The organism is Bacillus sp. BB51/4, assembly GCF_008368845.1.
GTDB lineage: Bacteria > Bacillota > Bacilli > Bacillales > Bacillaceae_G > Bacillus_A > Bacillus_A wiedmannii.
Genome location: NZ_QOSC01000032.1, coordinates 40405 through 66971, shown reverse-complemented (window position 1 = coordinate 66971; position 26567 = coordinate 40405). Strand labels below are relative to the sequence as shown.

Here is a 26567-nt window from a genome sequence, read left to right as displayed (position 1 = left end):
TCATTTTTTTGCATATAAGTACTATTATAAAGATTTTAGGAAAAAATTTAAGTAAGATGACATAGGAAATAGAAGGCAAAGGACTTGAGGTATCGAATAAAAAGAGTTACATTAATAAAAAACGGAGGTGGATTTCTATGGACACAGCCACTCACCTTGTTATGGGCGTTACTCTAGGCAGTTTGGCAACGTTAGATCCAGCCATAGCACAAAGTGATATTGGGCCACAAGCAGTTATGCTTGCTACAATTGCCGGTTCCAATATTCCTGACATCGATACAGTTTTAAAATTGCGTAATAACGCTAAATATATAAGAAATCATCGCGGGATTACTCATTCCATTCCTGCTGTGATTCTTTGGTCATTCCTTATAAGTGGCATCTCTTTCGCCTTCTTTTCAGACGCTCCATATTTGCATCTACTACTTTGGTCATTTATTGCCGTCTTTCTTCATGTCTTTGTAGATATTTTCAACGCCTACGGTACCCAGGCATTACGGCCCTTCACAAAAAAATGGGTAGCGCTCGGCATCATTAATACATTTGATACCGTCATTTTCTTTATCAACCTACTCGCGATTGCTTGTATGCTTGTAGGTTCCCATAAAGGGTATACTGCCTTAGCAGCGTATATATTGATGATTATTTACTATATCGGACGGATTATGATGCATAGAAACATACGTAGCATCGTATATAAACGTTTCAATCATGTGGAGAAAATAATCATTTCCCCTTCTTACAGATTTTATCATTATCATTTAGCAATCGTTACAACTGATTATTACTACGTTGCTAGATGGCATCGTGGTAACATCATGATATATGATAAGTTCGACCGGGTACCGTTCCCAGATAATGCTATTATGCGCGCAGCTAAACAAGATGAAAACATCTCAGCATTTCTATCTTTCTCCCCTGTGTATCGCTGGGACATTTTCGATTATGATCATTATTACGAAGTTCGCTTCATTGATTTGCGCTATCGCAGTAAAGATTATTATCCATTCGTTGCAATCGTTCAACTCGACCACAATTTAAATATTATTAGTTCCTATACAGGATGGATTTTTAGTGAAGAAAAACTTCGAAAAAAACTGGAATTACTTCCACATTAAAAAAAGCGACTTAAGTCGCTTTTTTTAATGTTTCAAATGATCTTCTTGATTGATTAAATGGCTATATTTCGGATTATTTGTACGCATTTCATGAAGGCGACCTCCATGATTATTAATCCATGTTCGTACCACTTGTTCAGTCATTTCATCACCTTGATAACGACCTGATTTAGCATAAGTTGTTTGAAAGTCTTCCCACAATAATTCAACCCACGCACGAGCTTGTGCGTAAGAAAGTTTGTCATTTTTGTCTAATAATTCTTTTGTTAATGTTTCGTGAATATCATTCATGTTCTATTCTCCTTTTACCTATTTATTCCCTTAATTTCTAAAGGATAGTTTCCTCTATTTTGCACATTCTATAAGTGATACTTCTTAAAGAGGTATCAACTGATGATGAGGAGGGCGTTCGCAATGGGTAAACAAGCCGAATTTTGGTCTGAGTCAAAAAACAACAGCAAAATCGATGGTCAGCCGAAAGCGAAATCACGCTTCGCTTCGAAACGACCTAACGGCACAATTAACACGCACCCACAAGAACGTATGCGTGCTGCAAATCAGCAGGAAGAATAGTTCAGGTACAACCTAAAAAATTAACTTCCTACACGAGGTGATAAAGATGAGCTACCGTGATCGCTTAGATAGTCGTTCTGAATTATTTAACCATACGTGGACTCGTCCGAAACATGCAAAAGCGCAAGTTAACGGACAGACGCAACAAACCCAGTCTCTCATTATACTGGCGAATGAATGTAAAAAACGCCAATTTTAGAATCTCCTATCTCCTGTAACGCCTACCAAAGATGAAAACCAGAGAGATATTCGCTCTCTGGTTTTCATTTTTCTTGCAATAAAGAAATCGGTATTCCAATCTCTTCATTATCATTTTGCTTATGTCCCCAAGCAAATACCCCGTTGAAATACGTAATTTCAAATAATATACCAGGTTCTTCTACTAATTCATATGTCTCACCAATATGAAATTTGTTTATATCAGTCATATAAGCACGAGCCATTGCCATCTTTCGCATTAATACATCGAACTCATTTACAATACCAAGTTGCTCTGCCTTTATTGCTTGCTCTTTCAAAACCCCAATTTCTTCCCTTAGCTCATGTGGTGTCATTTCACTGTAGCGCTTTGGCATATTCATCTTATTCCCCTCATCCCTCTTCACGTTTCATCTGCAAAAATATCTCTATCTCATCAATAGAGAATCCTTTGCGATATAACGCTTGTTTCATCTTATTTTCGAATGTCCATCCATCATACTTCTTATATTTCTCATAATATTTATTCCCATGATAGTGTAACGCTTCTTGTTGCTGTTCGTCATCTTTTTCGTCTTTCAATTCTTCCAAACAAATTTGAATCACATCTCTAGAATATCCTTTACGAACAAGCATTTCGTCTAACTTAAGCTTCATTTGTAAAAAGGAATGCTTTTGATAAGACCTTTTCTTCTTTTCTATAAGAAGTAAAGCATTCTCAATTTGCTTTTCCTTCGGATATTCTTGTAAACTATGTGTAATAATTAGATCCTGAACACCTTTATTTAATAATTCTCTTTTAATAACAGTTGGACCCTTTCGATTCACATTACTTTGCGTTCGTGTATATAAAACAGCGTACTCTTTATCATTAATATATCGATCATGTAATAATTTCGAAACGACTTCAGAGATGACGGCCTGTCCCACTTCTTTTTTTCGTAAATAGTCTTCTACTTCTTTTTTTGTTCTCATTTGATAGGATAGATAGGAAATTGCTTGTAAATATGCTTTTTGTACCTCTTCATTGTATAAAATATTCCCTAACGCTATTTCATCAATTTCTAATCCTTTTTGTAATCCATGTTTCATTAAGATTACTTGATCCACACTAAATCCGTATTCTTCACCTTGACCTTTATCAATATAAATATTAAATCGTTCTTTCGATCGTTTTTGCACTTCTATTTTTGTAATGACAGCCATACTCTCACCTCTCTATTATTTTAACATAGTCAAGGAACGTTTTTGCTTTTCAAGAATATATATAATGAGGAGGAAATAATTGTGAGAATCGCAATTTCTGGTGGTACCGGCTTTATCGGTAAATACCTTTCTACTTTTTTTATTCAAAAAGGATATAATGTTTACATTCTTACTCGAAACAAAACTACTGAAACTTCCCACCCTAACCTTCAGTATGTACAATGGACACCAGATTTACAAACCTTCCCCCTCGCTTCTATCGATGTAGTTATTAATCTAGCTGGAGAGTCTATTAATAGTAGATGGACAAAGAAACAAAAGGAATCCATTTTAAACAGTCGAATTCAAACAACAAAAGGACTCATTAAACAATTGCAAACACTTGGTACAAAGCCAAATACATTTATTAACGCAAGTGCTATTGGATACTACGGAACGTCTGAAACTGAGTCTTTTACAGAACAGCATGAGATTCCTGGAAATGACTTTTTAGCAAATACAGTATATTCATGGGAACAAGAAGCATCTAAAGCACGTTCTCTTGGAATGCGAACAATCTACGCAAGACTTGGAGTTGTATTAGGCGCAGACGGAGGAGCTCTTCCCAAAATGCTACTCCCCTATCAATTCTATATTGGAGGTACAATTGGATCTGGAAACCAATGGTTATCATGGATTCATATAGACGATGTCGTTCGCCTAATTGATTTCATCATACACAAAGAAGAAATTGATGGCCCTTTTAACATCACAGCTCCCCTACCTATAAGAATGAAGGAATTTGGAGAAACCATTGCAACTATAATGAAAAAACCTCATTGGTTACCTGTCCCTTCATTTATGCTTCACACTTTATTAGGTGAGATGAGTATACTTGTACTCGAAGGACAACATGTATTACCTAGTAAAGCAATTGAACATGGGTATCAATACACATTTCCGGCAATAGACCATGCATTACAAAATATACTTTCGCATACAATGTAGTACTTCTAAAACACAGTTTTACAAGGTCCCTTTCAAAACTTTCATTTTCTAGAATCCGGAGCATTATTACACAAATAACCTTTCAGTTACTTTCCCTTAAATTCCATTAATATTGTAAAGTAACAGAAATGAGGTACCTATGAAAATATTGCTCAAACAAGCCATTGTCTATCCTATTACATCCCAAAAATTTCAAGGGGATGTACTCGTTATAGGAGAAAGAATTGCCGAGGTCAAGCCTTCCATTCAGCCTACTCAAGATATGACAGTTATAGACGCTCGTGCTCTTCATCTTTTACCTGGATTTATTGATGTCCATACTCATCTTGGTCTCTATGATGAAGGTACTGGTTGGGCTGGCAATGATGCAAATGAAACATCTGAAGTTTCAACACCACATATCCGTTCTTTGGACGGAATCCACCCTTTTGATATTGCATTTCAAGATGCTGTACAAAACGGAATCACAACTGTTCACGTTATGCCAGGAAGTCAAAACATTATCGGTGGTACGACTTGTGTAATAAAAACAGCTGGAACTTGTATTGATCATATGATTATTCAAGAACCTGCCGGCTTAAAGATTGCCTTTGGAGAAAATCCTAAAAAGGTCCATAGTAATGGAACAAAAGAATCCATAACACGTATGGGAATTATGGGATTACTTCGGGAATCATTCTATGAAGCACAGCACTACGGGCATGAAGCTGATTTTCGAATGCTTCCTATCTTAAAAGCATTACGCCGCGAAATACCCGTACGTATCCACGCTCACCGAGCAGATGATATTAGTTCTGCTCTACGCTTTGCAACAGAGTTCAATCTCGATTTACGTATTGAACATTGTACAGAAGGACACTTTATTGTTGAAGAACTTTCGAAACACAATTTGAAGGTTTCAGTTGGCCCCACTCTTACACGCCGTTCTAAAATCGAACTTAAAAACAAAACATGGGATACTTACCATATATTATCGAAAAATGGTGTAGAAGTTTCTATAACAACAGATCACCCTTATACACCAATTCAATATTTAAATATTTGTGCTGCTGTCGCAGTAAGAGAAGGATTAGACGAAAAAACTGCACTAGAAGGAATCACCATATTTCCAGCACGAAATTTACGTTTAGAGGATAGAATTGGAAGCATTGAGGTTGGAAAAGACGCTGATCTTGTGTTATGGACTCATCATCCTTTCCATTATTTAGCCAAGCCTGTACTAACCATGATTGATGGAAAAATAATTTACAAAAAAAATAAAAAAAACTAGTTTATTTTTTTGACTAGATAAAGTATTATACGATTATAAACTGAATGAAACCATAATCAATTTGTGTCGTGATTATCATTTTCAAATTGATGAATGGGGAAGGCAAATGGTGCGCCACCAGCGTTAGAAACTGGTTCTAGTGGGTTCGATTCCCACCCCGAAATTTTTTAAAGATTGATATAAAAATTTCGAGGGTGGGGTGTTTTTTCGTCATGCTACCCTCGTGTGAGGAGGAGTTAGTATGTTGAAAAAACGCGACTTACACGACAGCCACGTTCTATACGAGTTAATGGTGGACCCAGCTGTCTTCCCTTTTGTGCGTCAAAAGGCTTATTCTTATGAAGAGTATTTATTTTTAACGAAACAAACGATTGAAGCTGAAGAGCGTGGGGAATTAATTTCACGCACAATTTTAGATGAATGGGGTAACCCTATCGGAACAATTACTTTATTTGATGTGCAAGAAAAAGCCGGATTTCTCGGAACATGGCTTGGCAAACCCTATCATGGAAAAGGCTATAATAAATTGGCGAAAGATTCATTTTTTAGTGAACTTTTCTATGAATTAGATATTGAAACAATCTTTATGCGTATTCGTAAAATAAATATTCGTTCTATTAAAGCTGCCGAAAAACTACAATATGTAAATCTAGCAAACGAAACAAGAAAAGCCGTTTATGATGAAATTAACGCAAATGAAGAAGTATATAACTTATATGAAATCCCAAAAGATCAATATACACTTGCTACAATGCGAGATACAACGTTCCAAGATGCTCACCAATTAAAAGAAGCATAATCTAAATTTTTAGAAAAATTAATTAATCATTAACATTTTGCCATATACGTATATCACCCTATGTCTTTGGGAACGATAGATAGTGACTTTAGGACACGAGGTGATTTGTAATGGATAAAAAGAAACGTGACAAAACAAAAAACACATTATCTAGTACACAAGAAGTTCTTTACCAACGAGAATTTCGCAAAGCAGATCGCGCAGCGGGTTATCGCTCGAAAAGTATTTAAAGTGAGAATGAATAATTAGAAGTTTTCCCCCCTAATTATTCATTCTCATTACATATTTTTTCTACGTGATAGAATAGACAAAAAGGTTCCTTATAAATAAGGAACCTTTTTTGTGTGGATAACGTTATCCACACAATTTATAGAATTGTGAATAAATTCAACAAATCCTTCACAATTTTATATGTTGTAACGCATAGTAAATGTTAGAATTGTGGATATTTTTCTAAAAATTGTGGACAATGTGGATATAGTTGTTAATATTTCGACTTTACTGTTTAATGAAAGCGTAAGCTTCATGTGGATAAGTTACTACTTTATCTTATAAAACAATAAAGAACCCTCTTTAAACATATAAAAGAGGGTTTCATATTAAGTAAATAATTGTGCAAGAGCAGGTGATTTAATAGGTATATGATTCGGTTCTACATGATTTTCTGTCAAAATTGTATCCACAATATGACCAGCTGGCTCCGGACGATAAATGCTTTTCATCGCTTCTTTCATTTGAAGAAGCTTCATATCATCTTGTAATAACGCCTCTGTCTTTGCAAAAACCTCACTATCATCACGAATGACAACTGCAGCTCCTTTTCTTTCAAAGTACATCGCATTTTCATTTTCTTGCCCTGGAACAGGTTTATATAAAATGACAGGTACTTGCAATGCTGCCGCTTCACTTAACGTAATACCGCCTGGCTTCGTAATCATACAAGAAGTAACACGGAATAATTCATCAATATTTTCAACATAACCAAATACTTTTAATGCATCAGGATTTTTTTCCTGTACTCCTAATAAATCCTGTTTTAACGCTTCATTCTTTCCACAAACGACAACTACTTGTAAATCAGGTAATGACATAAATGATTGGCATAGTTCTTTTACACTTCCTAATACCCCATGAGCACCTGCTACAATTAGTAAAATCTTTTTATTCTTACATAACTGATATTTATTATATATAATGTCTGGATTGATCTTCAGCTCAAAACTACTACGAATCGGAATTCCAGTTTCAACAATTTGCTCCGAGGGCACACCAATATCAACCATAATTTTTTTCACGTGATCCGTTGCTACAAAATAACGATCTACTTCCCGATGAATCCATATTTTGTGCACACAAAAATCCGTTAATACGTTATAAACAGGAATTGAAATACCTGTTTGCTTTTTTAACTCTGGTACAGCTATGATCGGAAAAGTATTAATAACAATATCCGGTTTCTCTGCTTGTAAAAGTAATTTCAAACGTTTTCTTCCAAAGTTCGCATACCAAGATGCTATTTTTTTATCATAAATTTTTTCTACGCCATAATAAAACAAACGGTATAATTCTTTTCCTATTGTATAACTTTTTAAATATAAATATTTTGTAATATCGGTTATAACTGGATGTGATTCTCCGAACAAATCGCATACAATTACATCTTTAATTCCTTTTTGGCGAAATGTTTGTTCTAATGTTTTCGCTACTTGCACATGACCATTACCGTAATGTGCAGTTAATATTAAAACCTTGGGGTTTTTTATCAAACAAATCCACTCCTAGCTTATTGTTTCTCCATATTGCATATACGACAATAGGAAAAACATTTTCCTTAAAAATTACATAAACAGATTCTAATACTTCTCTTTCAGCTATGTACCTGTCGTGGATATGCAAAGCATATAAGATTGACCCCTTAATCCTATCTGTGCTCATATCTTTACATTATACTTTCCTATAAGAGCTTTCGCAATAACTTACAAATGTTCTCTATTCCATGATACTCACTCTTTTACTTCTTAATTCTTTTTACTATTTTGATTTCCCTTTACAATTATGTAAATTTCTCCACTTAATCCTTACAAAAATATGGATATTCTATTTTTAGTATACTCTTTTCTATATACATACTCTAGGTTTTATTGTAAAGAAAGCAAAAAGCCTAATCCAATATTTGGATTAGACTACTTGTAAAATATGTCTTGCTTGCTCTACATTTTTTTCAGTAGGTGGTTCTACATTCGCGAGTGGATACTTATGCCCAAGTGCCTCCCATTTATATACACCAAGCTTATGATATGGTAGCACTTCAACCTTCTGAACATTAGACAGGCTTTGAATAAAGCTAGATAATTTTTGTAGATCCTCTTCATTATCCGTAACACCAGGAACTAATACGTGTCTTACCCAAATTGGTTTATTTTTATCCGATAAATAACGAGCAAATTGTAAAATATGTTCATTTGGTTTCCCTGTTAATTTACGGTGTTTCTTTGAATCAATATGTTTCAAATCCAATAAAACTAAATCTGTGTAATCCATTAAAATATCTAGCTTATTTTGGAATTCTGGTTCTTCAGAATAACAACCACCCGAAGAATCAATTGTTGTATGAATTCCAACTTCCTTACATTTCTTAAATAATTCAATTAAGAAATCTAGCTGTAATAATGGTTCACCACCACTAACTGTTATACCGCCTCCAGAAGCTTCAATAAAAGGAAGGTAACATGTCACATCCTGCATTACTTCTTCAACTGTTATTTCTTTTCCTTTACCGATCTCCCACGTATCAGCATTATGACAGTATTGACAACGCAATAAACACCCTTGTGTAAATATGACATAACGAATTCCTGGGCCATCAACAGTACCACAAGACTCTACAGAATGAATTCTTCCTTTTATCATGTTACTTCCTCCTTTATTGAAGCAGCCCCCCTCTGCTATTTATAAAAAGCAGAGGGACACTTTTTCACTTACATACTTTCATGCATTGTACGATTAATTACATCGATTTGTTGTTCACGAGTTAATTTAATAAAGTTTACAGCGTAACCAGATACGCGAATTGTTAATTGTGGATATTTCTCAGGATGTTCCATCGCATCCATTAATGTTTCACGATTAAATACGTTAATATTTAAGTGATGGCCTTCTTTTACTGCATAACCATCAAGCATTGATACTAAGTTACGTACTTGTACATCATCTTCTTTACCAAGTGCTTTTGGAATAATAGAGAATGTATTAGAAATACCATCTTGTGCATCTTCATATGGTAATTTAGCTACAGATAATAATGAAGCTAATGCACCTTTTGTATCACGACCATGCATTGGGTTCGCACCTGGTGCAAATGGTTCTCCAGTACGGCGACCATCTGGAGTGTTACCAGTTTTCTTACCGTATACAACGTTAGATGTGATTGTTAAGATCGACATTGTATGAACAGAATTTCTGTATGTTTTATGTTTACGAAGTTTATTCATAAATGTTTTTACAAGATTTACAGCAATTTCATCTACACGGTCATCATTGTTACCGTATTTAGGGAAATCTCCTTCGATTTCAAAGTCAACTGCAATTCCGTTTTCATCACGAATTGGTTTTACTTTTGCGTGTTTAATTGCACTTAAAGAGTCTGCTACTACAGATAGACCCGCGATACCTGTTGCCATTGTACGAAGAACATTTGTATCATGAAGTGCCATTTCAATACGTTCGTAGCTATATTTATCATGCATGTAATGAATAACATTTAATGTGTTTAAATATAGACCTGCTAACCATTCCATTGTCATATCAAACTTACGCATAACTTCTTCATAATCTAATACTTCAGAAGTAATCGGTGCGTACTCAGGACCAACTTGTGCTTTAGATTTTTCATCTTTACCACCGTTAATCGCATATAGTAATGCTTTTGCTAAGTTTGCACGTGCGCCGAAGAACTGCATTTGTTTACCAATTCTCATTGCAGATACACAACAAGCAATTCCGTAGTCATCGCCGTAGTCAGCACGCATAATGTCATCATTTTCATATTGAATTGCTGATGTTTTAATAGACATTTTCGCACAGTAGTTTTTAAAGTTCTGCGGTAATTGTTTAGACCAAAGAACTGTTAAGTTTGGTTCTGGAGCTGGTCCTAAATTATCTAATGTATGCAAGAAACGGAATGAGTTCTTTGTTACTAATGGACGACCATCTAATGCAATACCACCGATAGACTCAGTTACCCAAGTTGGGTCACCAGAGAATAATTCATTATAATCAGGTGTTCTTGCAAATTTCACAAGACGTAATTTCATAATGAAGTGATCCACAATTTCTTGTACTTCTTCTTCTGTTAAAGTACCATTTGCTAAATCTCTTTCAATATAAATATCTAAGAATGTAGAAGTACGTCCAAGACTCATTGCAGCTCCATTTTGCTCTTTAATCGCTGCTAGATATGCGAAGTATAACCATTGGAATGCTTCTTGTGTATTTGTTGCAGGCTTAGAAATATCAAAGCCATGAGAAGCAGCCATTTGTTTTAACTCTTGAAGTGCACGCATTTGCTCAGATAACTCTTCGCGTAAACGCATTGTATCTTCACTCATTACACCGCCAGTTAAATTCAAATCAGCTTTTTTCACTTCAATTAAATGATCAATACCATATAATGCTACGCGTCGGTAGTCACCGATAATACGTCCACGTCCGTATGCATCTGGAAGGCCAGTAATTACACCTGATTTACGAGCCGCTTTCATTTCTGGTGTGTATGCATCAAATACACCTTGATTATGCGTTTTTCTCCAGTCTCTGAAAATACGACTAAGTTCTTTATCCATTTCGTATCCATAAGATTCACAAGCTTGTTCCGCCATACGAATACCACCATATGGTTGTAAAGAACGTTTAAATGGTTTTTCAGTTTGGAAACCGACTACTTTTTCAATATCTTTATTTAAATATCCTGGTTCATGTGATGTAATAGAAGAAACAATTTTTGTATCCATATCAAGAACGCCACCGTTTTCACGTTCTTTCGTTGTTAAATCCATTACTTGATCCCAAAGTTGTTTCGTTGCTTCAGTTGCTCCTGCTAAGAAAGATTCGTCCCCTTCGAAAACGTTTACATTATTTAAAATGAAATCGCGAACATCAATCTCTGCTTTCCATTTTTCACCTTTAAAGTTTTCCCATGCGTTTTTAACATTTTCTAATACTTGAGTCATCCTAATCTCCTCCATTTTTGATTAGTACAGGACTAAGATTTTTTATATAACAGCTTACACACTTAGAATACTACTTTTTTGCTAAAGTGAACGAAATAGTTGTGACATGTTTGTGAAATGTTGAGCAAACTACTATATACATAGTGTTAACTTCACTTAAAACTCTTTATAATTAACCCTTTCCTTAATTGTATTTTTTTGGTATCCTTATATACGAGTCCTATTTTGTAATATAAGAACAATACCCATTGTAGAGCTGTAATACTCTTATCTCCTAATCTGTTATAGTTTTTATAACAGAACAAAAAAAGTGTACATATGTTGTACACTTTTTTTGTTACTACTCTAAAACATCTCTTTTTCTATTCCCATCATAGAATCCACCACGGCTACCTTCTAATACAATTAATTGCTCTAATCCTTCTATATGATCACCTATAATTCGCAAGACAGCTGGAGGATGACCTATTTTTGCAAAATGTTCACTGGGACGAATGCGGTTCATCTTATCGACCTCTACACGACTTACACACGCAATTTCGAATCCTGAAAGAATAGCTTTCACTTGCGCTACGCAAGGTGACAATAAAGACCTATACCCAATTGATTTCAAACACTTTTGGCTAAACGCATTAGGTACAGCGATAAGAGATCCTACTCCTAAATCTTTTCTATCACAAGCTAAATTTAATGCATATTTAAATGCAGTTACAAGATGAAGTGGTACTCTTAAATCTAAATAATGATTTAGATCATTTAATGCGACATCCATTCCATCTGCAATAGCTTTTGCAAATGGATATAGCTCACTAGCTGGAATAACAAAATCACCGTCTATAAATAATACAATTTCTCCTTTGGCGAAATAAGTTCCAAGTGAACGCCCCACATCGTTGCCAAGTGCTTCTTTATATACAATTGTTGTTGCTCTCTTGTCTTTTGCAATCGTTGCTGTTTTATCAGACGAACCATTTACAACAACGATAATTTCAAAAGGTTCAATTTTGCGAAGCTCTTCTATAACATTTCCAATTGTTTTCTCTTCATCTTGTACAGGAATAATGACCGATAATTGTTTTCCTTTATACAACTTAGATGTAACGCCCCATCCTTGATAAAAATCTTCGAAACTTAAAGTATGATAGACACACTCTCTTTTCCTATTTCCATCATAATACCCTCCGCGCTCATCACTGCCTACTATTCGCTCTGCTACAGCTTCTATATGATCACCTATCATCCGTTTTTCAGATTGAGAAAGACCCGTGCCATACGCAGCATGCTCGGCCGGCCGAAATTTATTCGGTGTAATAACGTCAATTGCACAATGACGACTAATTCTCCATTTGCTTTGTACTAGGCGTAAATGAGCGACAATAGGATTAACGAAACATTCATATCCAATGCTTTGAACTACTTCTTTCGTCAATGCATGCGGTACAGCTAATAAAGAATCAATCTTTAATTCTTCGCGCTCTAATATTGCATTTAATATTTGGCGCCATACTGTCACGGCGTGCGGTTTTTGTTTCTTTAAAAATAATGCGTCCAAATTATTTAAAACGATGTCGGCCTGATCATGTAAAATCGGATTAAGGAATAATTGTAATTTTGAAGTTTGAATAGCAAAATCTCCATCTATAAATAGTAATACGTCACCTATCGCGTGTTTTGCGCCAATCGCGCGGCCAACATCGTTCCCTAGTAGCTCTGTATGCTTGATTACTTTACACCCTAAACGATCAGCAACCTCTTCTGTACCATCGTTACAACCGTTTGCTACTACAATAATCTCTATTGGATTTAATCCTTTTGCCGATTGGATAACATCTAAAATCGTTTCAGCTTCATTACATACAGGTATAATGACCGATAGTGACTTAGCCATTATTTTCTTCACGGAACCACTTAATAGTTTCTTTCAATCCTTCTTCCCATGTTACTTCTGCTTGAAACTGAACAAGTTCTCTTAATTTCGCAACATCTGGTCTTCTATTTGGAATTTCTTCAAAACCATGTGGGTACACCTCTTCAAAAGGAACTTGGACAATCTTTGAAGAAGATTTCGTTAGCTTTTTAATTACTTCTGCTACTTCTTTTATACTCTTTTCATTGTCAGAACCTATATTAATAATTTCACCATTTACCTTCTCATCCATTGCTCGAATCGTTGCCTCTACCGCATCACTTACATACGTGAAGCAACGTGTCTGCTTTCCATCTCCATATACGAGAATGTCTTCTCCTTGCAAAGCTGCACGGATAAATCGTGGGATTACCCCTGCATACGGACCATCTTTCGCTCTTGGACCATAAATATTAAAATAACGAACAATCGTGACAGGTAAACCTTCTAATGCGTAGCCTAAACATAATGTTTCTTCTAATGTTTTACAAATTGCATAACTCCAACGTATTTTTGAAGTTGCCCCGTATAATCGATCCCCCTCTTCAGAGAAGGGTGGCTTTGCCTTACCATATACTTCTGAAGTAGAAGCAAAGACTACTTTCTTCTTTTCTTTTAGCGCTGCTTGTAAAATGTTTCTCGTTCCATCAAAATTCGTTTCAATAAGCTCTATACTCTTTTCCATTGTCGTTTTCACACCTAAAATTGCCGCTAAATGAAAAACTACATCATGTTGATTTACTAATTCATAAATAGAATTTTTATCTAAAACACTTATTGGAATAACCCGAATTTCTTTCATTAACTCATCATGATATTTATTTTTCCCTTTATAGAAGTTATCAACAATCGTAACCCCATAGCCTCTTTTCACCAGCTCTTCAGCTAAATGTGATCCAATAAATCCTGCTCCACCTGTAATTAAACATTTCTTACTCATACACTCACCTTCTTTATAATTCCACGCGTATCTATTACTCGCTTCATTCCTTTAAAAAGCTTCCAATCGATATTAGAGTGATCAGTTAAAATTAAAATACAACCCGCTTGTTTAACGACTTGTTCATCCAAAGAAACAGATTGGTACACCTTATCTCCAAATTTTGCAGAAGAAATATATGGATCGTGATATTCTATCTCATATCCTTCTTTTATTAACAATTCGATAATTGGCAACGCTGGTGATTCTCTTAAGTCATTTACATCTTTCTTATACGCAATTCCTACAATTAAAACTGATGCAGGCGATTGCACCATGCCTTTTACTTTCTTAACTATTTTCTCTGGCATTTCTTCATTAATCACATGTGCTGCTTCAATTAATTGACTAATTGTCCCATTCTTTTTTATCCTCCATTGGAAATATAAAGGATCTACTGGAATACAATGTCCTCCTATTCCTGGTCCTGGCCAATATGGGGTAAATCCAAACGGTTTTGTAGATGCAGCTTCAAGCGCCTCATAAAAATCAATTCCTAAACTTTCACATAGTGTGTTTAACTCATTTACTAAGGAAATATTGACTAGGCGCTGAATATTTTCAAATAACTTACACATTTCCGCTACTTTCGGAGAACTAACTGGAACAACTACATCAAATGTAGTGCTATACAACTCCTGAACTTTTTGTTTACACTTTTCTGTTTGTCCACTAATAACTTTTGGAATCGTTTGAACAGAATAGTGACTATTAGCCGGATCAATTCTCTCAGGGGAATATCCGATATAGAAATCTTCTCCTACCTTTTTACCTGTTTGAGAAATAATAGGAATGATAACTTCCTCGAGTGTACCTGGATATGTGGAGCTTTCAAAAATGAAGGTTTGTCCTTTTTGAAGATTTTGTTGTATATAATGTGAGGCTGAAATGAGGGCACTTAAGTCTGGTTCTCTTTGTTCATTAATCGGAGTCGGGACAGTAACAATAACATAATCACTATTTTGAAAATCAGCAATGCCTTGATCCGGTGTGTTCACTATTAATTTTTTTTTCACCAATAAACTTTGTAACTCTTTAGAAGAAACATCCGGAATATAGCTTTCTCCTTTTATAATTGATTCTATTTTTCTAATATCTTTATCTAACCCAAGTACTGTATGCCCTCTCTCTGCAAAATGGACTGCTAAAGGAAGGCCAACATACCCTAAGCCAATAATAGCTACTTTACTACTATTCATTTGTATTCTCTTCTTCCCTTCTCAATTGTTGAATGATATCTCTATCTCTATCTCCATCCGTAAAGCCACCGCGTTCGTCTGTACATTGTAATAAATACGCAATCGCCTCAATTTGATCACCGAAAATACGATCAAATGCTGAAATACGCCCATTTACAAATTCGTGTTGCTCTGGACGTACTCGATTTGTTTTTATAACATCTTCTAACTCTACTGCTGTAATAGAGAATCCTTCTAAAATAGCTTTCACCTGAGCTAATGGAGGAATCACAAGAGAATCATAACCAATTTTCTCTATTACCTTCTTATGAATGGCATGTGGTACTGCTGTTAGTGAGTTATTCCATAAATCTGGTCGTTTCGCTACCAAATTCAAAAAGTATTTTCCCATACTAATTGGATCTGCTGGATGAAATATATCTAATAAACACTGCAAATCATTTAATGCCACATCACTTCCACCTTCAATAGCACACAAAAATTGAACTAGTTTTTTTGCCGGAATAACAAAATCTCCATCAACGAATAAACAAATATCTGCTGTAGCATGCATGGCACCTATCGCTCGTGCTACATTGTGTCCAAGCGCCTTCGTAAATTCAACAACAATAACATTCTCTAGCTTTACTTGTTTAACAGTCTCAATATCTGCTCCATTCACAACAACAATAATTTCGTCTACCCCTGCTTTTTTTACTTCTTGTATAACAGATCTTATAGTCATTTTTTCTTCTGACACTGGTATAATCGCACTATATTTCGCTTTTTCCTTCTTTAATACAACTGGTTTATATTTCCCTATAAACTCTCTATCTCTGTTCCCCTCCGAAAAACTACCGCGTTTACCATATGTTTCGATTACGTATTGTAAAGCACGTAAATGATCGCCCATAATACGGCTAGTCGCTTTCGGATAAGGTGAACCCGGTGATGTGCCCGTATGAACAGGACGAACTTTATTTGTGTAAATGACATCAACTGAAGCCATATCAGAAATATTTACTCCTCTAGACATCGCCATTGCTTGAAATAATGCTGGATCTGCTAAATTCCACCACCCCAGTTTTTCAATCACTTCACGACTTATCGCATGTGGTATTGCAATTAAAGATCCTACAACAAACTCTTTCTTGTTCAAATAACGATTTAACATATATTTTCCAACCGTCGTATAATGCGGTCTCATCTTCAAATAAACGGACCATGTTAAATTATTTAAAACAATCTCATGTCCTTGCTGTATTCCTTTAATAAAATTGTATAATTCTTCACTTTTCATAACGATATCACCATCTAAAAATAAAACAATTTCACCTTTTGCTTCTCTAGCACCAATTGCCCGTCCCACATCATTACCAAGGGAATATCTATAATAAATCACACGGCAATTATGCTGTAATGCTATTTCTTTCGTACCATCTGTCGATCCATTATCTACTATGATAATTTCATATGGTTCCAACTTTCTCACTTCTACTAAAACTTTTGATAAAGTACTTGCTTCATTATGCACTGGAATAACAACTGACACTCTCATACTTGTATCACTCTTACCCTTCCAAGCGAACATAAGCAATAATAGGAATACGTACAACTACATCTTCTGGTGGTCCATAAGAAGGAGAAGTACGTACAATTACTGCCCCATCTGTCACAGATAAAAGAACTCCTGCAATGATTTCTACAGCTGTCACAACTTGCACTAGTTCACCAACATGGTTACGTAATTCATCAGTAAATAACATATATAACTCTCCTTTCTTACACTTCTTTAATTGATATAATACTTGTAAATGGTAATAAAACTTCTGTTCCTATTCCTTCTTGCAATGTTAAGAAATCATCACCAACTGCTACAATCACACCAGTTAACTGTCCAACTGTCACAGTAATTTCTACGTTTTTACCCAAATATTGCTCTGCAATTTCTTTAAAAGGTGATGTATTACATTCTTTTAAAATGTTACAAATAATAGATTGGAATCTACTTGATTCAATAACTTCTTCCGTAGCTTGCTTAGAGTTTCTTTGAATAAATCTCGCGAAGTTTTGTGAAAATAAAAGTCTCTCCACAGCAGGCAATAACTTATTATCTAAAAAATAATCTAATTGTCTATTAAACAATCTCGATAGCTTTTTCCAATATTTACCGAACAAACACATACACTTCTCCTCCTAGTATTTTTAAAGTATAAAAAATACATCTATACATCTTAATGTATACAAAGCAGACTTTTTTGTGATAGGTAAGACATACATTTTTCAAAGAAACAATCTTTTTTAATCACATAAAAAAGATAGATGGTATCCCATCTATCTTTATATATATTTTAATTTTTAATTGTAACAATGGCAGCTGCACTATAATAAACCGCTCGTGGTAATTCAGCCTGTTCACTTATAGAAGCTGTAACAAGTGAACCACCACTTGCCGAGAAATACTTAACAGCTTCTAAAGGAATACCATCTTCTTTTACATCAATATGCGTTCCATCTCGCCAATCTATTTTCTGCATTGTTGCTGAAAGGTCCCCAGTCACTTTACCAAATTCTTTACCATCCACCCCTAAAAAGATCCATTCCCACTTTGTTAAACTTAGTACTTGTTTCAACTTTCCAATTTTCTTTCCATCTATATTAGAAAAAGTATAGAAATTGCGTACTCCCTTCTCCTTTTGAACACGCAACAACCTTTCTCCCGAGTGATTATATAAATAAAATTGTTGCTTATGTAGTCCCTTAAAAAGAAAAGAAAGTACAGCTTGCCATACACGTTGAATAACCAAATCATACTCTTCTTTTAAAAATCCTACTGCACTGCCATCTAATCCAAAGTACGTTATTACTTGAAATACCCCTACCTCTTTGCGAACAACAAATTTTTTTTGCTCAAATAATTCAGAAGTCTCTATATGATTATTTTCCTGTTTAAGCATTTTTGACCTTCGTTTTTCCATAAAACTATATATTAATAATCCAAATGCTGGTAGTACAACACTTATTAATTTCAAATTTTCTTTCTCCGAAGTGAATAGCATCCCTTTTTTATATTCCATCACTAATACAATTGCGACGATAATCCATACAATGACAGATGCAAAAAATATGCGTTTTGCATTACGTGCGTGATGCTTATGTATACTCATATCCCTCCCCCTTTTCCATTTATCCCGCTATTCGCCGGGCAGTAAGATCCCCACTGATTAAAGTTTCACTTTATTTCATTATCCCATTGCCCCTACACTTCCTCAATAAAAAAAGACTATCCAATAGGATAGCCTCTTATACTTCAATATTTCGCAACATCGTATAAATGTCGTTATTCACTTTACCAAACGATTTAATATTATTTTGAATGTTAGATAATAAAACGACATACACACTTCCGTTTTTGCTAAATCCATTTAAACAATTCCATCCTGGCATTACACCGTGATTCGAATAACTTCCCGGGTCTACATACCAACCAAATCCGTAATCCTTTTTCACAGCCGTAAACATTTGATCATAACTCTCTTTTGAAATCAGCTTTCCAGAGAAGAGTGCTTCATTAAATAAATATAAATCATGTGCACTTGTATATATATCACCACAACCATATAGTTGTGACATACTTGGAATATTAGGTGTTGTCATATTGTTATTTACTATTTTATAACCTGTCGATGGAAACCTTGTTTGCTCTAGCCCTTTGCCGAAACCAGACTGCTTCATACCCGCAGTAGCAAAAATATGTTGTTTAATATATTCTTCTAACGGTTGTCCACTTACCTTCTCAGCGATGTAGGCGAGTATCGAATAGTTCGAATCGGAATATTTCCATTTCTCTCCTGGACCCCCAACACGCTTTTGCTTTCCTATTCTTTTTATCAATTCTTCATGAGAAATATCCTCTGTTCCCTGCTCATACTCTGGAATTCCTGAAGTATGTGTTAGTAAATGTTTTAACTGAATACCATTACCTTGAGGGAAATCAGGAATATACTTTGCAACCGTATCCTCTACGTTTAATTTATTTTGATCCTTTAATTGCATAATAGCAGTCGCTACAAATGCCTTTGAAATAGAACCAATATAAAAAGTTGTCTCTGAATTATTCGGTACTTGTTTCTCTTTGTTCGCCATACCGTATCCTTTATTCAAAAGAACTTTTCCGTTCTTCACAATAACAGCTGTCCCGCTAAATCCTGCGTTTTGTAAATATTGATCTAATTGAGCGTTTTCATTAATTTCTTGAGGTGGTCCCTCAGCAGGCTTTTCCACAGCTTGTACTTGCTTTACTTGTTCTTCCTGCTCTTTTTGTTTTTGTGCTTCTTGCTTCTTTTTTTCTTCTTCTTTCTTTTTTAGCTCTTCTTGTTTTTTCATTTCTGCTGCCGCTTTTAAAGTTTCCTCTTTCTTATTATGCGTAACAATTTTTGTATACATGAAATATACAAGCGAAAATAGTAGAACAAGAATGATTGTTCTTTTTATGTATACAATCGGCCGACGTGATTTCCCATTAACATTATTTTTTTCTTGATCCATGATTGCCCTTTTCCCCTTATTTACCGATAATTTACTTTAAATCTTTTCCCTATATTATGGATAATCTATTCTATAACATCACTACTTTATCACGCACTGCACATATTACCAACCTATATGTATAAAAAAGAAAAAGAAAATTTACAAAAGTAAGATTCCCGTTAAATTGTTAACATAAAAAGAGGATATCCTCTAAAAAAATTGATGTTATCAATCTTTTGGGATATCCTCTTATCTCATTATTTATACGTGTTTTTTCATATCATCGGCAACAGATTCAACATTTGTACCTACGATAACTTGGACACTCGTGTTACTTAATTTCATAACACCTTTTGCACCAGCACGTTTTAATGCTGCTTCGTTTACTTGACCAGCATCTTTCACTTGTAAGCGTAGACGTGTTGCACAGTTATCAATAACTGTTAAGTTTTCTTTTCCACCTAAAGCTGCTACGTAAGTTTCACCAATTGAACCTGCCACTGGAGCTTCTTCACCTTCAGCTAGTTCCTCTTCGTCTTCACGACCAGGAGTTTTTAGGTCGAACTTCTTAATTAAGAAGTAGAATACTACAAAGTAAATTGCTGCGTAAATTAAACCGATTCCTGCTAGTAACAATGGTTTTGTTGCAATACCGAAGTTTAAGAAGTAATCGATTGCTCCGGCACTAAATGAGAAACCATCGTGAATGCCGAGTGTTGTTGTAATGAATAGAGACAGACCTGTTAATACAGCATGAATTCCATATAATACTGGTGATAGGAACATGAATGAGAATTCAATTGGTTCTGTAATACCAGTTAAGAATGAAGTTAATGCTAGACCACCTAACATACCTGTAACCATTTTACGTTTTTCTGGTTTAGCAGCTGCAATCATTGCGAAACATGCTGCTGGTAAACCGAACATCATGATTGGGAAGAAACCAGTCATAAACATACCTGCTGATGGATCTTTTGCAAAGAAGCGTGCAATATCACCATGAACGATATCGCCAGCTGCATTTGTAAAGTCACCAAGTACGAACCAGAAGTATGTGTTCATTACGTGGTGTAAACCGATTGGAATTAATAAACGGTTTAATAATCCGAATAAACCAGCACCAATTGAACCTAAGTTCACGATGCCATGTGCTACTGAATCAATACCACTTTGAATCGTTGGCCAAATTTGACCGAATACTAATCCTAAAAGAAGCATTACGATTGAAGTAATGATTGGTACGAAACGTTTTCCTGCAAAGAATCCTAACCATTCTGGTAGTTTAATCTTATGGAATTTGTTGTATAGTAATCCCGCAACAACCCCTGCAATAATACCACCGAGTATGGCCATATTAATTTTCGGCGTTAACGCCGCTGCTTTTGAAACCTTTGTCATTGTATCTGCTAATTTAGTTGGATCTACTGAACCTACTAAATCTTGAACACTTTTTAATTTATCATTTAACTCTGCTGCTGAATATGTCTTACTTAGAGCATTCGTTGTATTTTGTAAAACAAGATATCCGATTGCTCCGGCAAGTCCAGCTGCTCCACTACCATCAATAGACAAACCGATTGCAACACCAATTGCAAAAATAAGTGCTAAATTATCAAAAATTGCTGCACCGGCCTGTGCCATAACAGGAATGTTAAATACGTCTTCTTGTCCTAAACGAAGCAATAATCCTGCTGCTGGTAGTACGGCGATTGGAAGCATTAATGCTTTACCAATACGTTGTAGAAACTGCAACATTTTAATTCCCCCTATCAAATTTATGAAATCGTTATCATTATAAGTACGCCTTAGAAAACGCTTTCTATTTACATAACCATAATAACATATAGTTGTATAGATGTGTAGTTTTTATTTTTGAATTTTTTATGGATAAACCTCCTATTTCCAAACTGTTATATAAAAGGAAAATTCTCCTTTTTCAATATAGAATTATCAAAATGAAAGACCCACTATAGAACATGTAACTTTCGTTTTATCATTCCACCTTTTCATGTTATTATTTATTTCCGAGCATATCGGGAAAAGTAAACGTAGTTAATTCGAAATAGGAGCGTTGGTACTATGCAGTGCATTGAAACAAACAACTTACAACAGTTGTTAGAACAAGTAAAACCATATACGAAAAAAGGAAAGCTTGCTACTTATATCCCCGAACTAGGAAATGCAAATCCAGACGATTTAGGGATTGCCATTTTCCATAAAGAAACAGAATATATCCATGCTGGCAACTCACAAACACTATTTACTCTTCAAAGTATTTCAAAAGTAATTACACTTGCACTTGCCCTTTTAGATCGTGGTGAAGAATATGTATTTTCTAAAGTTGGAATGGAACCAACTGGTGATCCATTCAACTCTATTATTAAGTTAGAAACAACAAGCCCATCCAAACCACTTAATCCAATGATTAATGCGGGGGCACTAGCTATTACAAGCATGTTAACAGGAAAAGATAATGAAAAAAAAATGGAGCGCATCCTTCATTTTGTACGTGAAATAACAGATAATCCTACCATTAATTATTCTTCTAAAGTTGCCAATTCAGAATTAGAGACAGCTTACTTAAACCGTTCACTTTGTTACTACATGAAACAAAACGGAATTATCGATTGTGACATCGAAGAACTTATGGATTTATACACTCGTCAATGTGCAGTTGAAGTAAACTGTATCGATTTAGCACGTATTGGCTTAATTTTTGCGATGGATGGCTATGATCCATATAAGAAAAAGCAAATTATCCCTAAACATATTACAAAAATCTGTAAAACATTCATGGTTACATGCGGTATGTATAACGAGTCTGGTGAATTTGCGATTCGTGTTGGTATTCCAGCCAAAAGTGGTGTAGCTGGTGGTATTTTCGGCTGCGTAAAAGGAGAAATGGGAATTGGCATTTTCGGACCGGCTTTAGATGCAAACGGAAATAGTATCGCTGGTTTTAAAATTCTTGAACTTCTTTCTGCTCAAGAAGGTTGGAGCATTTTTTAATTCAGAGTTATCCTGCTATACTAGCAGGATTTTTTCATTTCATAAAAACCTCAACTTTATCCGCTATCCATCCCCTTACAAAACAGTACTAAAAGTTTCTCTATATCATGCATATTTGCTCCCCCCTCCTGAATAATATAGTACAACCTAGCGCTATATGTGGAGGTGTGAAAGATGAAACTAATATTTCAAATGGAAAAACAGCCTGTTCTTGAAAAAACGATTCTTCTTTTTATATTGAGTATTGTAGAAAGCTTGAAGTTAAAAGTGGTTTCACTCGATGAAGCTCACCGATACATATTCAATTTAGAAGTACTTGAACTACTAATGGATCGGAACATCGATGATCAAGTACTTGAACTTATTCATTTCGGAATGGGACTTGAAGACATTCATCATGTGCTTCCTGAAGAACTTGAACATACTATCGAAGAATTAAAGTGGCTTTGCATTCAAGTGTTAAGTGAATACAGTATGCATGAAGAATCGGAACAACTAATTGAAGATATACGTTGAAAAAGCACCTATGTAGGTGCTTTTAATGTTTTTTCAAACTATTTTTATACGTTTCAATATTTACTGGTAGTTCTTCCTCTTCTAAAGTATGTTCATTTACATCTTTATGAATGAACGCACCTTTAGGCGGTTGATGGTCATGCCCTTTTTTCTTATGATCAAATGCTTTTCCGCGTCCCATACGGATCCCCCTTTCTTTAAAAGAAATCCGTATTAGTATGGGGAAAAGTACGTCGACATATGCAATCCTTTGCCGTATTTCCAAGGAAATACTCGAACATTGTTTTCTGTTCTCCTTACAACAACTGATCGATCCCAATAAGAATTAATAGCACGCCCGCAATAACAGTAGCCCATTTCCCTAAGTATTCTGCTAAAAATCGTTTTCCTACATAAGCAAAACCACTAATACAAATAAAACTAAACACCCCAGAAATAGTTGCTGTAAGCCACAGATTCAAGTTTGTTACCCCCGCGTCAAATCCACCTGCAATATTATTAATAGACAACGCAACCCCTAAAACAATTGCTTCTGAAAAACTAATTGTTTTAGAACCATCAAAATCTGCTTTTTCTGGATCACGTAAAATTCCCATAAGTACATTACCATCTTTAGAACCTACAGTATTTCTTTGCCCCAAGAAAGGCTGGCACAAAATAAACACACCGATTATACCTAAAACGATTGCTCCAATTAGGTTTGCAGTAAACTCTGAAATAAATAACGCTATCCAGTTCCCAAAAAAGCCAGCTAATAAAGTAAATAAAAAACCAAAAAATGCGATGATAAAATTGTTAAGCCACGAAATTCGAATTTTACGAATGCCATATGCAATCCCAACACCTGCATTATCTAAATTAGAAGCAATACCGATTAAAAAAATTGAAAATAGACCTGCCGTACTCATAAATAGCCACCCCTTTTTCTCACTTTTCAATGCATATTATGAAAATGTTGAGCAACTGTGCCTGTCTGTTTCATATACATGTAAGAAATGCTCAACATTTTTTCAACAATAAAAAAGGAGTGCCTTCACTATGCCTAAAGAAAACCCAAATGAGCGGCTTAGTACATTAATAAAAAAACTTTTAAAAGAACGTGCCTTATCCATGCGTCAATTAGGAATGCATACAAATATTGATCCCGCAACAATCTCAAGAATTATGAATGGTAAACAACCGCCAAAACAAAAACATCTACAAAAATTTGCAGAGTGTTTGCAAGTTCCACCCCAATTGTTATTTGATGAAATGTATCCTGATTCTCCTCACATTAATAAAGAAAAGACGGATATGTACACATCTCTTGATACAATTCAGCAAACGCTACAATCCTCTAACTTATTCGATTTCGACTATACAACAACTCGCGTAAAACAAGAACTTGAAAACTATGAACGCTATGCTCAGACAACAGAAGGTGAAAAACGTATTCATGAAAGTTTCGCGAGTAAATTAGAACAAATTGATAGCGCTGGTCCTTTTATTGAACAATTAACCGATATGTATCAACAATTTTGCAATGAAACTATCTCAAAAGAAGAGCGTGCAGTTCTTGGAGGCGCATTACTGTATTTCATTTTATCGACAGATATTATTCCCGACTATCTCTTTCCAATTGGCTATTTAGATGATGCAATTGCTGTTGAATTAGCGAAAGAAAAATTAATCGAACTAAAACGAAAAACATAGAAAAATAAAGAACTATTTCAGTTGTTTCTGTTCAACTCTGAAATAGTTCACTAAAAAGTCGTACAAGTATACATACCTGTACGATTTCAACACACTAATCTATTTTTTCGTGTGACACCATTCATATATAAATGCTGTTATTACTTTTGTAAATTCAATTAACTGTTCTACTTCAACTTTCTCATTTATTGAATGAGCTTCTTCTAATGTACCTGGTCCGTAAATAACAGCTGGAATATGAAATTCACTAAACCAACCACCATCCGTTACCGTTGCAGACATATCTAAAATTGCATTTTTAGATAGAATTGATTCGTGTACTGAGCTAAGAGTTTTTACTGCTGCATGTTCACTATCTACTTCTAAAGAAGGGAAAATTTCGCCACGATCCACAATCATTGATTCTCCGCCCCACTTAAATTGTGGTGGATTTTCACTTAACCATGGATCAGCAGCCGCTACTTTCTCAATATACTCTTCAATTTCTTTTATTATTTGTTCATGTGTTTCATTCGGATAGAAGTGCACCGTTATCCATAACCGGCACTCATCCGCAATAAACGCTGCATGCCGTCCGCCTTCAATAACAGCTGGGTTAATTGTTGTTGTTCCAGATGGATAACCTTCATATGTTTTCATAACTGCCCAATGACGCTCTAATTCTTGTAAACTTTGCACAATTTTCATCATTTTTTCAATCGCACTCGCTCCGAATAAACGTCCTCCAGCATGAATCATTTGCCTGCGTGTTGCATCATGAAACGTCTGGGGGCTTTTCACAGTAATCCATCCAGTAATTACGCCGCCCTGTCCTTGCATATGTAAATCACTTGTATCCACTACGACTGCAAAATCAGCATCATAACCTCTTTTGCAGCATTGAAGTGTACCTGCTTCTCCAACTTCTTCCCCAATTACTGATTGAAAGATTAAATCTCCAGGTAATTCAATGCCAGCTTCTTGTAAAAGTTGAATAGCAAATAGTGCTCCAGCCAGTCCTCCTTTCATATCCGCCGCACCACGTCCAACTAACCAACCATCTTTTATAAATGGCTCAAACGGATTGGTTTCCCACGCTTCATCTGCTGATACTTCAGCTACATCCACATGTCCATTAATAATAAGACTTTTATGTGTGTCACTTTCTAGCCCTTTTCTTACCCCAACAACGTTCGGGTCATTCGGATATACATCCCATTTATCAACACTAAAATTTCGTTTTCTTAGAAAACCTGCAACAAATTCTTGCGCCTCATTTGTGTTTCTCGCCGGCGGTGCTGGTGTTTCAAAACGAATTAAAGTCTTTGTAAGCTCTAGTAACTCATCTTTTCGTAAATCAATCTGTTCTAATAGCTGTGAAACTTCTTGATTCATCGCT

Annotated in this window: 28 protein-coding genes and 1 pseudogene; 10 read left to right on the top strand and 19 right to left on the bottom strand. The window is 35.2% G+C overall.

Features of this window, described 5'->3' with window-relative positions; genetic code table 11:
* Positions 1-137: 137 nt before the first annotated feature.
* The gene (locus tag DN392_RS29095) at positions 138-1118 is read left to right on the top strand and encodes a metal-dependent hydrolase (RefSeq protein ID WP_000379134.1); all 981 of its coding nucleotides are present in this window, start codon (positions 138-140) and stop codon (positions 1116-1118) included.
* A gap of 24 nt (positions 1119-1142) precedes the next feature.
* Here the strand turns inward: DN392_RS29095 and DN392_RS29090 are convergent, their stop codons facing one another.
* A complete protein-coding gene (locus DN392_RS29090; protein WP_000997857.1) occupies positions 1143-1409 on the bottom strand; it encodes a YfhJ family protein in 267 nt (88 codons plus the stop codon).
* A 123-nt stretch (positions 1410-1532) separates the two neighbouring features.
* On the opposite strand from DN392_RS29090, the gene DN392_RS29085 reads away from it, so the two are divergent.
* Positions 1533-1691 carry a small, acid-soluble spore protein K gene (locus tag DN392_RS29085; protein WP_000517891.1) on the top strand — a complete coding sequence of 53 codons (159 nt, stop codon included), beginning with the start codon at positions 1533-1535 and terminating at the stop codon, positions 1689-1691.
* A gap of 46 nt (positions 1692-1737) precedes the next feature.
* Complete coding sequence (locus tag DN392_RS29080; RefSeq protein ID WP_000122093.1) at positions 1738-1890, top strand: YpzG family protein; 153 nt, start codon at positions 1738-1740, stop codon at positions 1888-1890.
* A 64-nt stretch (positions 1891-1954) separates the two neighbouring features.
* Here DN392_RS29080 and DN392_RS29075 read toward each other — a convergent pair whose 3' ends face one another.
* Both DN392_RS29075 and recX read right to left on the bottom strand, forming a co-directional pair.
* Entirely contained in the window at positions 1955-2272 is a 318-nt protein-coding gene (locus DN392_RS29075; RefSeq protein ID WP_001057030.1) for a YfhH family protein, read from the bottom strand.
* A gap of 10 nt (positions 2273-2282) precedes the next feature.
* On the bottom strand, positions 2283-3095 hold the full coding sequence (gene recX / locus DN392_RS29070) for a recombination regulator RecX (RefSeq protein WP_000268506.1): 813 nt from the start codon (positions 3093-3095) through the stop codon (positions 2283-2285).
* 81 nt (positions 3096-3176) lie between these two features.
* Here recX and DN392_RS29065 point away from each other — a divergent pair, with 81 nt between their 5' ends.
* The 4 genes from DN392_RS29065 to DN392_RS29050 all read left to right on the top strand — a co-directional run bounded on the left by DN392_RS29065 (position 3177) and on the right by DN392_RS29050 (position 6381).
* Complete coding sequence (locus tag DN392_RS29065; protein WP_001216942.1) at positions 3177-4082, top strand: TIGR01777 family oxidoreductase; 906 nt, start codon at positions 3177-3179, stop codon at positions 4080-4082.
* Positions 4083-4221: 139 nt separating this feature from the next.
* Positions 4222-5352, top strand: coding sequence for an amidohydrolase (locus tag DN392_RS29060; RefSeq protein WP_000698306.1), 1131 nt, complete (start codon positions 4222-4224; stop codon positions 5350-5352).
* A gap of 241 nt (positions 5353-5593) precedes the next feature.
* Positions 5594-6151 (top strand): GNAT family N-acetyltransferase, encoded by a 558-nt coding sequence (locus DN392_RS29055; RefSeq protein WP_000914737.1) that lies wholly within the window; start codon positions 5594-5596, stop codon positions 6149-6151.
* A 110-nt stretch (positions 6152-6261) separates the two neighbouring features.
* Complete coding sequence (locus DN392_RS29050; protein WP_000358487.1) at positions 6262-6381, top strand: YfhE family protein; 120 nt, start codon at positions 6262-6264, stop codon at positions 6379-6381.
* A 369-nt stretch (positions 6382-6750) separates the two neighbouring features.
* Here the strand turns inward: DN392_RS29050 and DN392_RS29045 are convergent, their stop codons facing one another.
* The 13 genes and pseudogenes from DN392_RS29045 to DN392_RS31340 all read right to left on the bottom strand — a co-directional run bounded on the left by DN392_RS29045 (position 6751) and on the right by DN392_RS31340 (position 21982).
* A complete protein-coding gene (locus tag DN392_RS29045; RefSeq protein WP_000594705.1) occupies positions 6751-7917 on the bottom strand; it encodes a diglucosyl diacylglycerol synthase in 1167 nt (388 codons plus the stop codon).
* Between the two features lie 412 nt (positions 7918-8329).
* On the bottom strand, positions 8330-9061 hold the full coding sequence (gene pflA / locus DN392_RS29040) for a pyruvate formate-lyase-activating protein (protein ID WP_000589743.1): 732 nt from the start codon (positions 9059-9061) through the stop codon (positions 8330-8332).
* Between the two features lie 68 nt (positions 9062-9129).
* Positions 9130-11379, bottom strand: a complete 2250-nt coding sequence (gene pflB / locus DN392_RS29035) for a formate C-acetyltransferase (RefSeq protein ID WP_000195475.1) — start codon at positions 11377-11379, stop codon at positions 9130-9132.
* Between the two features lie 340 nt (positions 11380-11719).
* Complete coding sequence (locus tag DN392_RS29030) at positions 11720-13267, bottom strand: glycosyltransferase family 2 protein (RefSeq protein ID WP_142292456.1); 1548 nt, start codon at positions 13265-13267, stop codon at positions 11720-11722.
* A complete protein-coding gene (locus DN392_RS29025; RefSeq protein ID WP_000037043.1) occupies positions 13260-14225 on the bottom strand; it encodes an NAD-dependent epimerase/dehydratase family protein in 966 nt (321 codons plus the stop codon). The genes DN392_RS29030 and DN392_RS29025 overlap by 8 nt, the downstream gene beginning before the upstream one ends.
* A complete protein-coding gene (locus DN392_RS29020) occupies positions 14222-15463 on the bottom strand; it encodes a nucleotide sugar dehydrogenase (protein WP_048567305.1) in 1242 nt (413 codons plus the stop codon). The genes DN392_RS29025 and DN392_RS29020 overlap by 4 nt, the downstream gene beginning before the upstream one ends.
* Positions 15456-17000 (bottom strand): glycosyltransferase family 2 protein, encoded by a 1545-nt coding sequence (locus tag DN392_RS29015; RefSeq protein WP_048567304.1) that lies wholly within the window; start codon positions 16998-17000, stop codon positions 15456-15458. Before DN392_RS29015 ends, DN392_RS29020 begins: the two co-directional genes overlap by 8 nt.
* 13 nt (positions 17001-17013) lie before the next feature.
* Positions 17014-17208 (bottom strand): LSm family protein, encoded by a 195-nt coding sequence (locus tag DN392_RS29010; RefSeq protein ID WP_000899469.1) that lies wholly within the window; start codon positions 17206-17208, stop codon positions 17014-17016.
* A gap of 16 nt (positions 17209-17224) precedes the next feature.
* Positions 17225-17626 carry an LSm family protein gene (locus DN392_RS29005; protein WP_000335522.1) on the bottom strand — a complete coding sequence of 134 codons (402 nt, stop codon included), beginning with the start codon at positions 17624-17626 and terminating at the stop codon, positions 17225-17227.
* A 167-nt stretch (positions 17627-17793) separates the two neighbouring features.
* Positions 17794-18609 carry a sugar ABC transporter ATP-binding protein gene (locus tag DN392_RS29000; RefSeq protein WP_088091156.1) on the bottom strand — a complete coding sequence of 272 codons (816 nt, stop codon included), beginning with the start codon at positions 18607-18609 and terminating at the stop codon, positions 17794-17796.
* A gap of 136 nt (positions 18610-18745) precedes the next feature.
* Complete coding sequence (locus tag DN392_RS28990; protein ID WP_000371848.1) at positions 18746-19990, bottom strand: serine hydrolase domain-containing protein; 1245 nt, start codon at positions 19988-19990, stop codon at positions 18746-18748.
* Between the two features lie 243 nt (positions 19991-20233).
* Positions 20234-21727 carry an N-acetylglucosamine-specific PTS transporter subunit IIBC gene (nagE, locus tag DN392_RS28985; RefSeq protein WP_000938876.1) on the bottom strand — a complete coding sequence of 498 codons (1494 nt, stop codon included), beginning with the start codon at positions 21725-21727 and terminating at the stop codon, positions 20234-20236.
* A 141-nt stretch (positions 21728-21868) separates the two neighbouring features.
* Positions 21869-21982 (bottom strand): annotated as a pseudogene (locus tag DN392_RS31340) (transcriptional regulator).
* A gap of 69 nt (positions 21983-22051) precedes the next feature.
* On the opposite strand from DN392_RS31340, the gene glsA reads away from it, so the two are divergent.
* Both glsA and DN392_RS28975 read left to right on the top strand, forming a co-directional pair.
* Positions 22052-22981 carry a glutaminase A gene (gene glsA, locus DN392_RS28980; protein ID WP_001149862.1) on the top strand — a complete coding sequence of 310 codons (930 nt, stop codon included), beginning with the start codon at positions 22052-22054 and terminating at the stop codon, positions 22979-22981.
* A 174-nt stretch (positions 22982-23155) separates the two neighbouring features.
* The gene (locus DN392_RS28975; RefSeq protein ID WP_000766602.1) at positions 23156-23497 is read left to right on the top strand and encodes a DUF3969 family protein; all 342 of its coding nucleotides are present in this window, start codon (positions 23156-23158) and stop codon (positions 23495-23497) included.
* Positions 23498-23519: 22 nt separating this feature from the next.
* Here the strand turns inward: DN392_RS28975 and DN392_RS30600 are convergent, their stop codons facing one another.
* Both DN392_RS30600 and DN392_RS28970 read right to left on the bottom strand, forming a co-directional pair.
* The gene (locus tag DN392_RS30600) at positions 23520-23678 is read right to left on the bottom strand and encodes a hypothetical protein (protein ID WP_000532411.1); all 159 of its coding nucleotides are present in this window, start codon (positions 23676-23678) and stop codon (positions 23520-23522) included.
* Positions 23679-23793: 115 nt separating this feature from the next.
* Positions 23794-24405 carry a manganese efflux pump gene (locus DN392_RS28970; protein ID WP_000100745.1) on the bottom strand — a complete coding sequence of 204 codons (612 nt, stop codon included), beginning with the start codon at positions 24403-24405 and terminating at the stop codon, positions 23794-23796.
* 130 nt (positions 24406-24535) lie between these two features.
* Between DN392_RS28970 and DN392_RS28965 the strand changes: the two genes are divergently transcribed.
* Positions 24536-25189, top strand: a complete 654-nt coding sequence (locus DN392_RS28965) for a DUF1232 domain-containing protein (RefSeq protein ID WP_001123723.1) — start codon at positions 24536-24538, stop codon at positions 25187-25189.
* A 99-nt stretch (positions 25190-25288) separates the two neighbouring features.
* On the opposite strand, the gene DN392_RS28960 is transcribed toward DN392_RS28965, so the two are convergent.
* Positions 25289-26563 (bottom strand): acetylornithine deacetylase, encoded by a 1275-nt coding sequence (locus tag DN392_RS28960; RefSeq protein WP_001071204.1) that lies wholly within the window; start codon positions 26561-26563, stop codon positions 25289-25291.
* Between the last annotated feature and the right edge of the window lie 4 nt (positions 26564-26567).

Bases quoted from the DNA above. Each gene is read 5' to 3' on its own strand.
- DN392_RS29095 (WP_000379134.1), top strand. From the start codon at position 138: ATGGACACAGCCACTCACCTTGTTATGGGCGTTACTCTAGGCAGTTTG.
- DN392_RS29090 (WP_000997857.1), bottom strand. From the start codon at position 1,409: ATGAATGATATTCACGAAACATTAACAAAAGAATTATTAGACAAAAAT.
- DN392_RS29085 (WP_000517891.1), top strand. From the start codon at position 1,533: ATGGGTAAACAAGCCGAATTTTGGTCTGAGTCAAAAAACAACAGCAAA.
- DN392_RS29080 (WP_000122093.1), top strand. From the start codon at position 1,738: ATGAGCTACCGTGATCGCTTAGATAGTCGTTCTGAATTATTTAACCAT.
- DN392_RS29075 (WP_001057030.1), bottom strand. From the start codon at position 2,272: ATGAATATGCCAAAGCGCTACAGTGAAATGACACCACATGAGCTAAGG.
- recX (WP_000268506.1), bottom strand. From the start codon at position 3,095: ATGGCTGTCATTACAAAAATAGAAGTGCAAAAACGATCGAAAGAACGA.
- DN392_RS29060 (WP_000698306.1), top strand. From the start codon at position 4,222: ATGAAAATATTGCTCAAACAAGCCATTGTCTATCCTATTACATCCCAA.
- DN392_RS29055 (WP_000914737.1), top strand. From the start codon at position 5,594: ATGTTGAAAAAACGCGACTTACACGACAGCCACGTTCTATACGAGTTA.
- DN392_RS29050 (WP_000358487.1), top strand. From the start codon at position 6,262: ATGGATAAAAAGAAACGTGACAAAACAAAAAACACATTATCTAGTACA.
- pflA (WP_000589743.1), bottom strand. From the start codon at position 9,061: ATGATAAAAGGAAGAATTCATTCTGTAGAGTCTTGTGGTACTGTTGAT.
- pflB (WP_000195475.1), bottom strand. From the start codon at position 11,379: ATGACTCAAGTATTAGAAAATGTTAAAAACGCATGGGAAAACTTTAAA.
- DN392_RS29030 (WP_142292456.1), bottom strand. From the start codon at position 13,267: ATGGCTAAGTCACTATCGGTCATTATACCTGTATGTAATGAAGCTGAA.
- DN392_RS29025 (WP_000037043.1), bottom strand. From the start codon at position 14,225: ATGAGTAAGAAATGTTTAATTACAGGTGGAGCAGGATTTATTGGATCA.
- DN392_RS29020 (WP_048567305.1), bottom strand. From the start codon at position 15,463: ATGAATAGTAGTAAAGTAGCTATTATTGGCTTAGGGTATGTTGGCCTT.
- DN392_RS29015 (WP_048567304.1), bottom strand. From the start codon at position 17,000: ATGAGAGTGTCAGTTGTTATTCCAGTGCATAATGAAGCAAGTACTTTA.
- DN392_RS29010 (WP_000899469.1), bottom strand. From the start codon at position 17,208: ATGTTATTTACTGATGAATTACGTAACCATGTTGGTGAACTAGTGCAA.
- DN392_RS29005 (WP_000335522.1), bottom strand. From the start codon at position 17,626: ATGTGTTTGTTCGGTAAATATTGGAAAAAGCTATCGAGATTGTTTAAT.
- DN392_RS29000 (WP_088091156.1), bottom strand. From the start codon at position 18,609: ATGAGTATACATAAGCATCACGCACGTAATGCAAAACGCATATTTTTT.
- DN392_RS28990 (WP_000371848.1), bottom strand. From the start codon at position 19,990: ATGGATCAAGAAAAAAATAATGTTAATGGGAAATCACGTCGGCCGATT.
- nagE (WP_000938876.1), bottom strand. From the start codon at position 21,727: ATGTTGCAGTTTCTACAACGTATTGGTAAAGCATTAATGCTTCCAATC.
- glsA (WP_001149862.1), top strand. From the start codon at position 22,052: ATGCAGTGCATTGAAACAAACAACTTACAACAGTTGTTAGAACAAGTA.
- DN392_RS28975 (WP_000766602.1), top strand. From the start codon at position 23,156: ATGAAACTAATATTTCAAATGGAAAAACAGCCTGTTCTTGAAAAAACG.
- DN392_RS30600 (WP_000532411.1), bottom strand. From the start codon at position 23,678: ATGGGACGCGGAAAAGCATTTGATCATAAGAAAAAAGGGCATGACCAT.
- DN392_RS28970 (WP_000100745.1), bottom strand. From the start codon at position 24,405: ATGAGTACGGCAGGTCTATTTTCAATTTTTTTAATCGGTATTGCTTCT.
- DN392_RS28965 (WP_001123723.1), top strand. From the start codon at position 24,536: ATGCCTAAAGAAAACCCAAATGAGCGGCTTAGTACATTAATAAAAAAA.
- DN392_RS28960 (WP_001071204.1), bottom strand. From the start codon at position 26,563: ATGAATCAAGAAGTTTCACAGCTATTAGAACAGATTGATTTACGAAAA.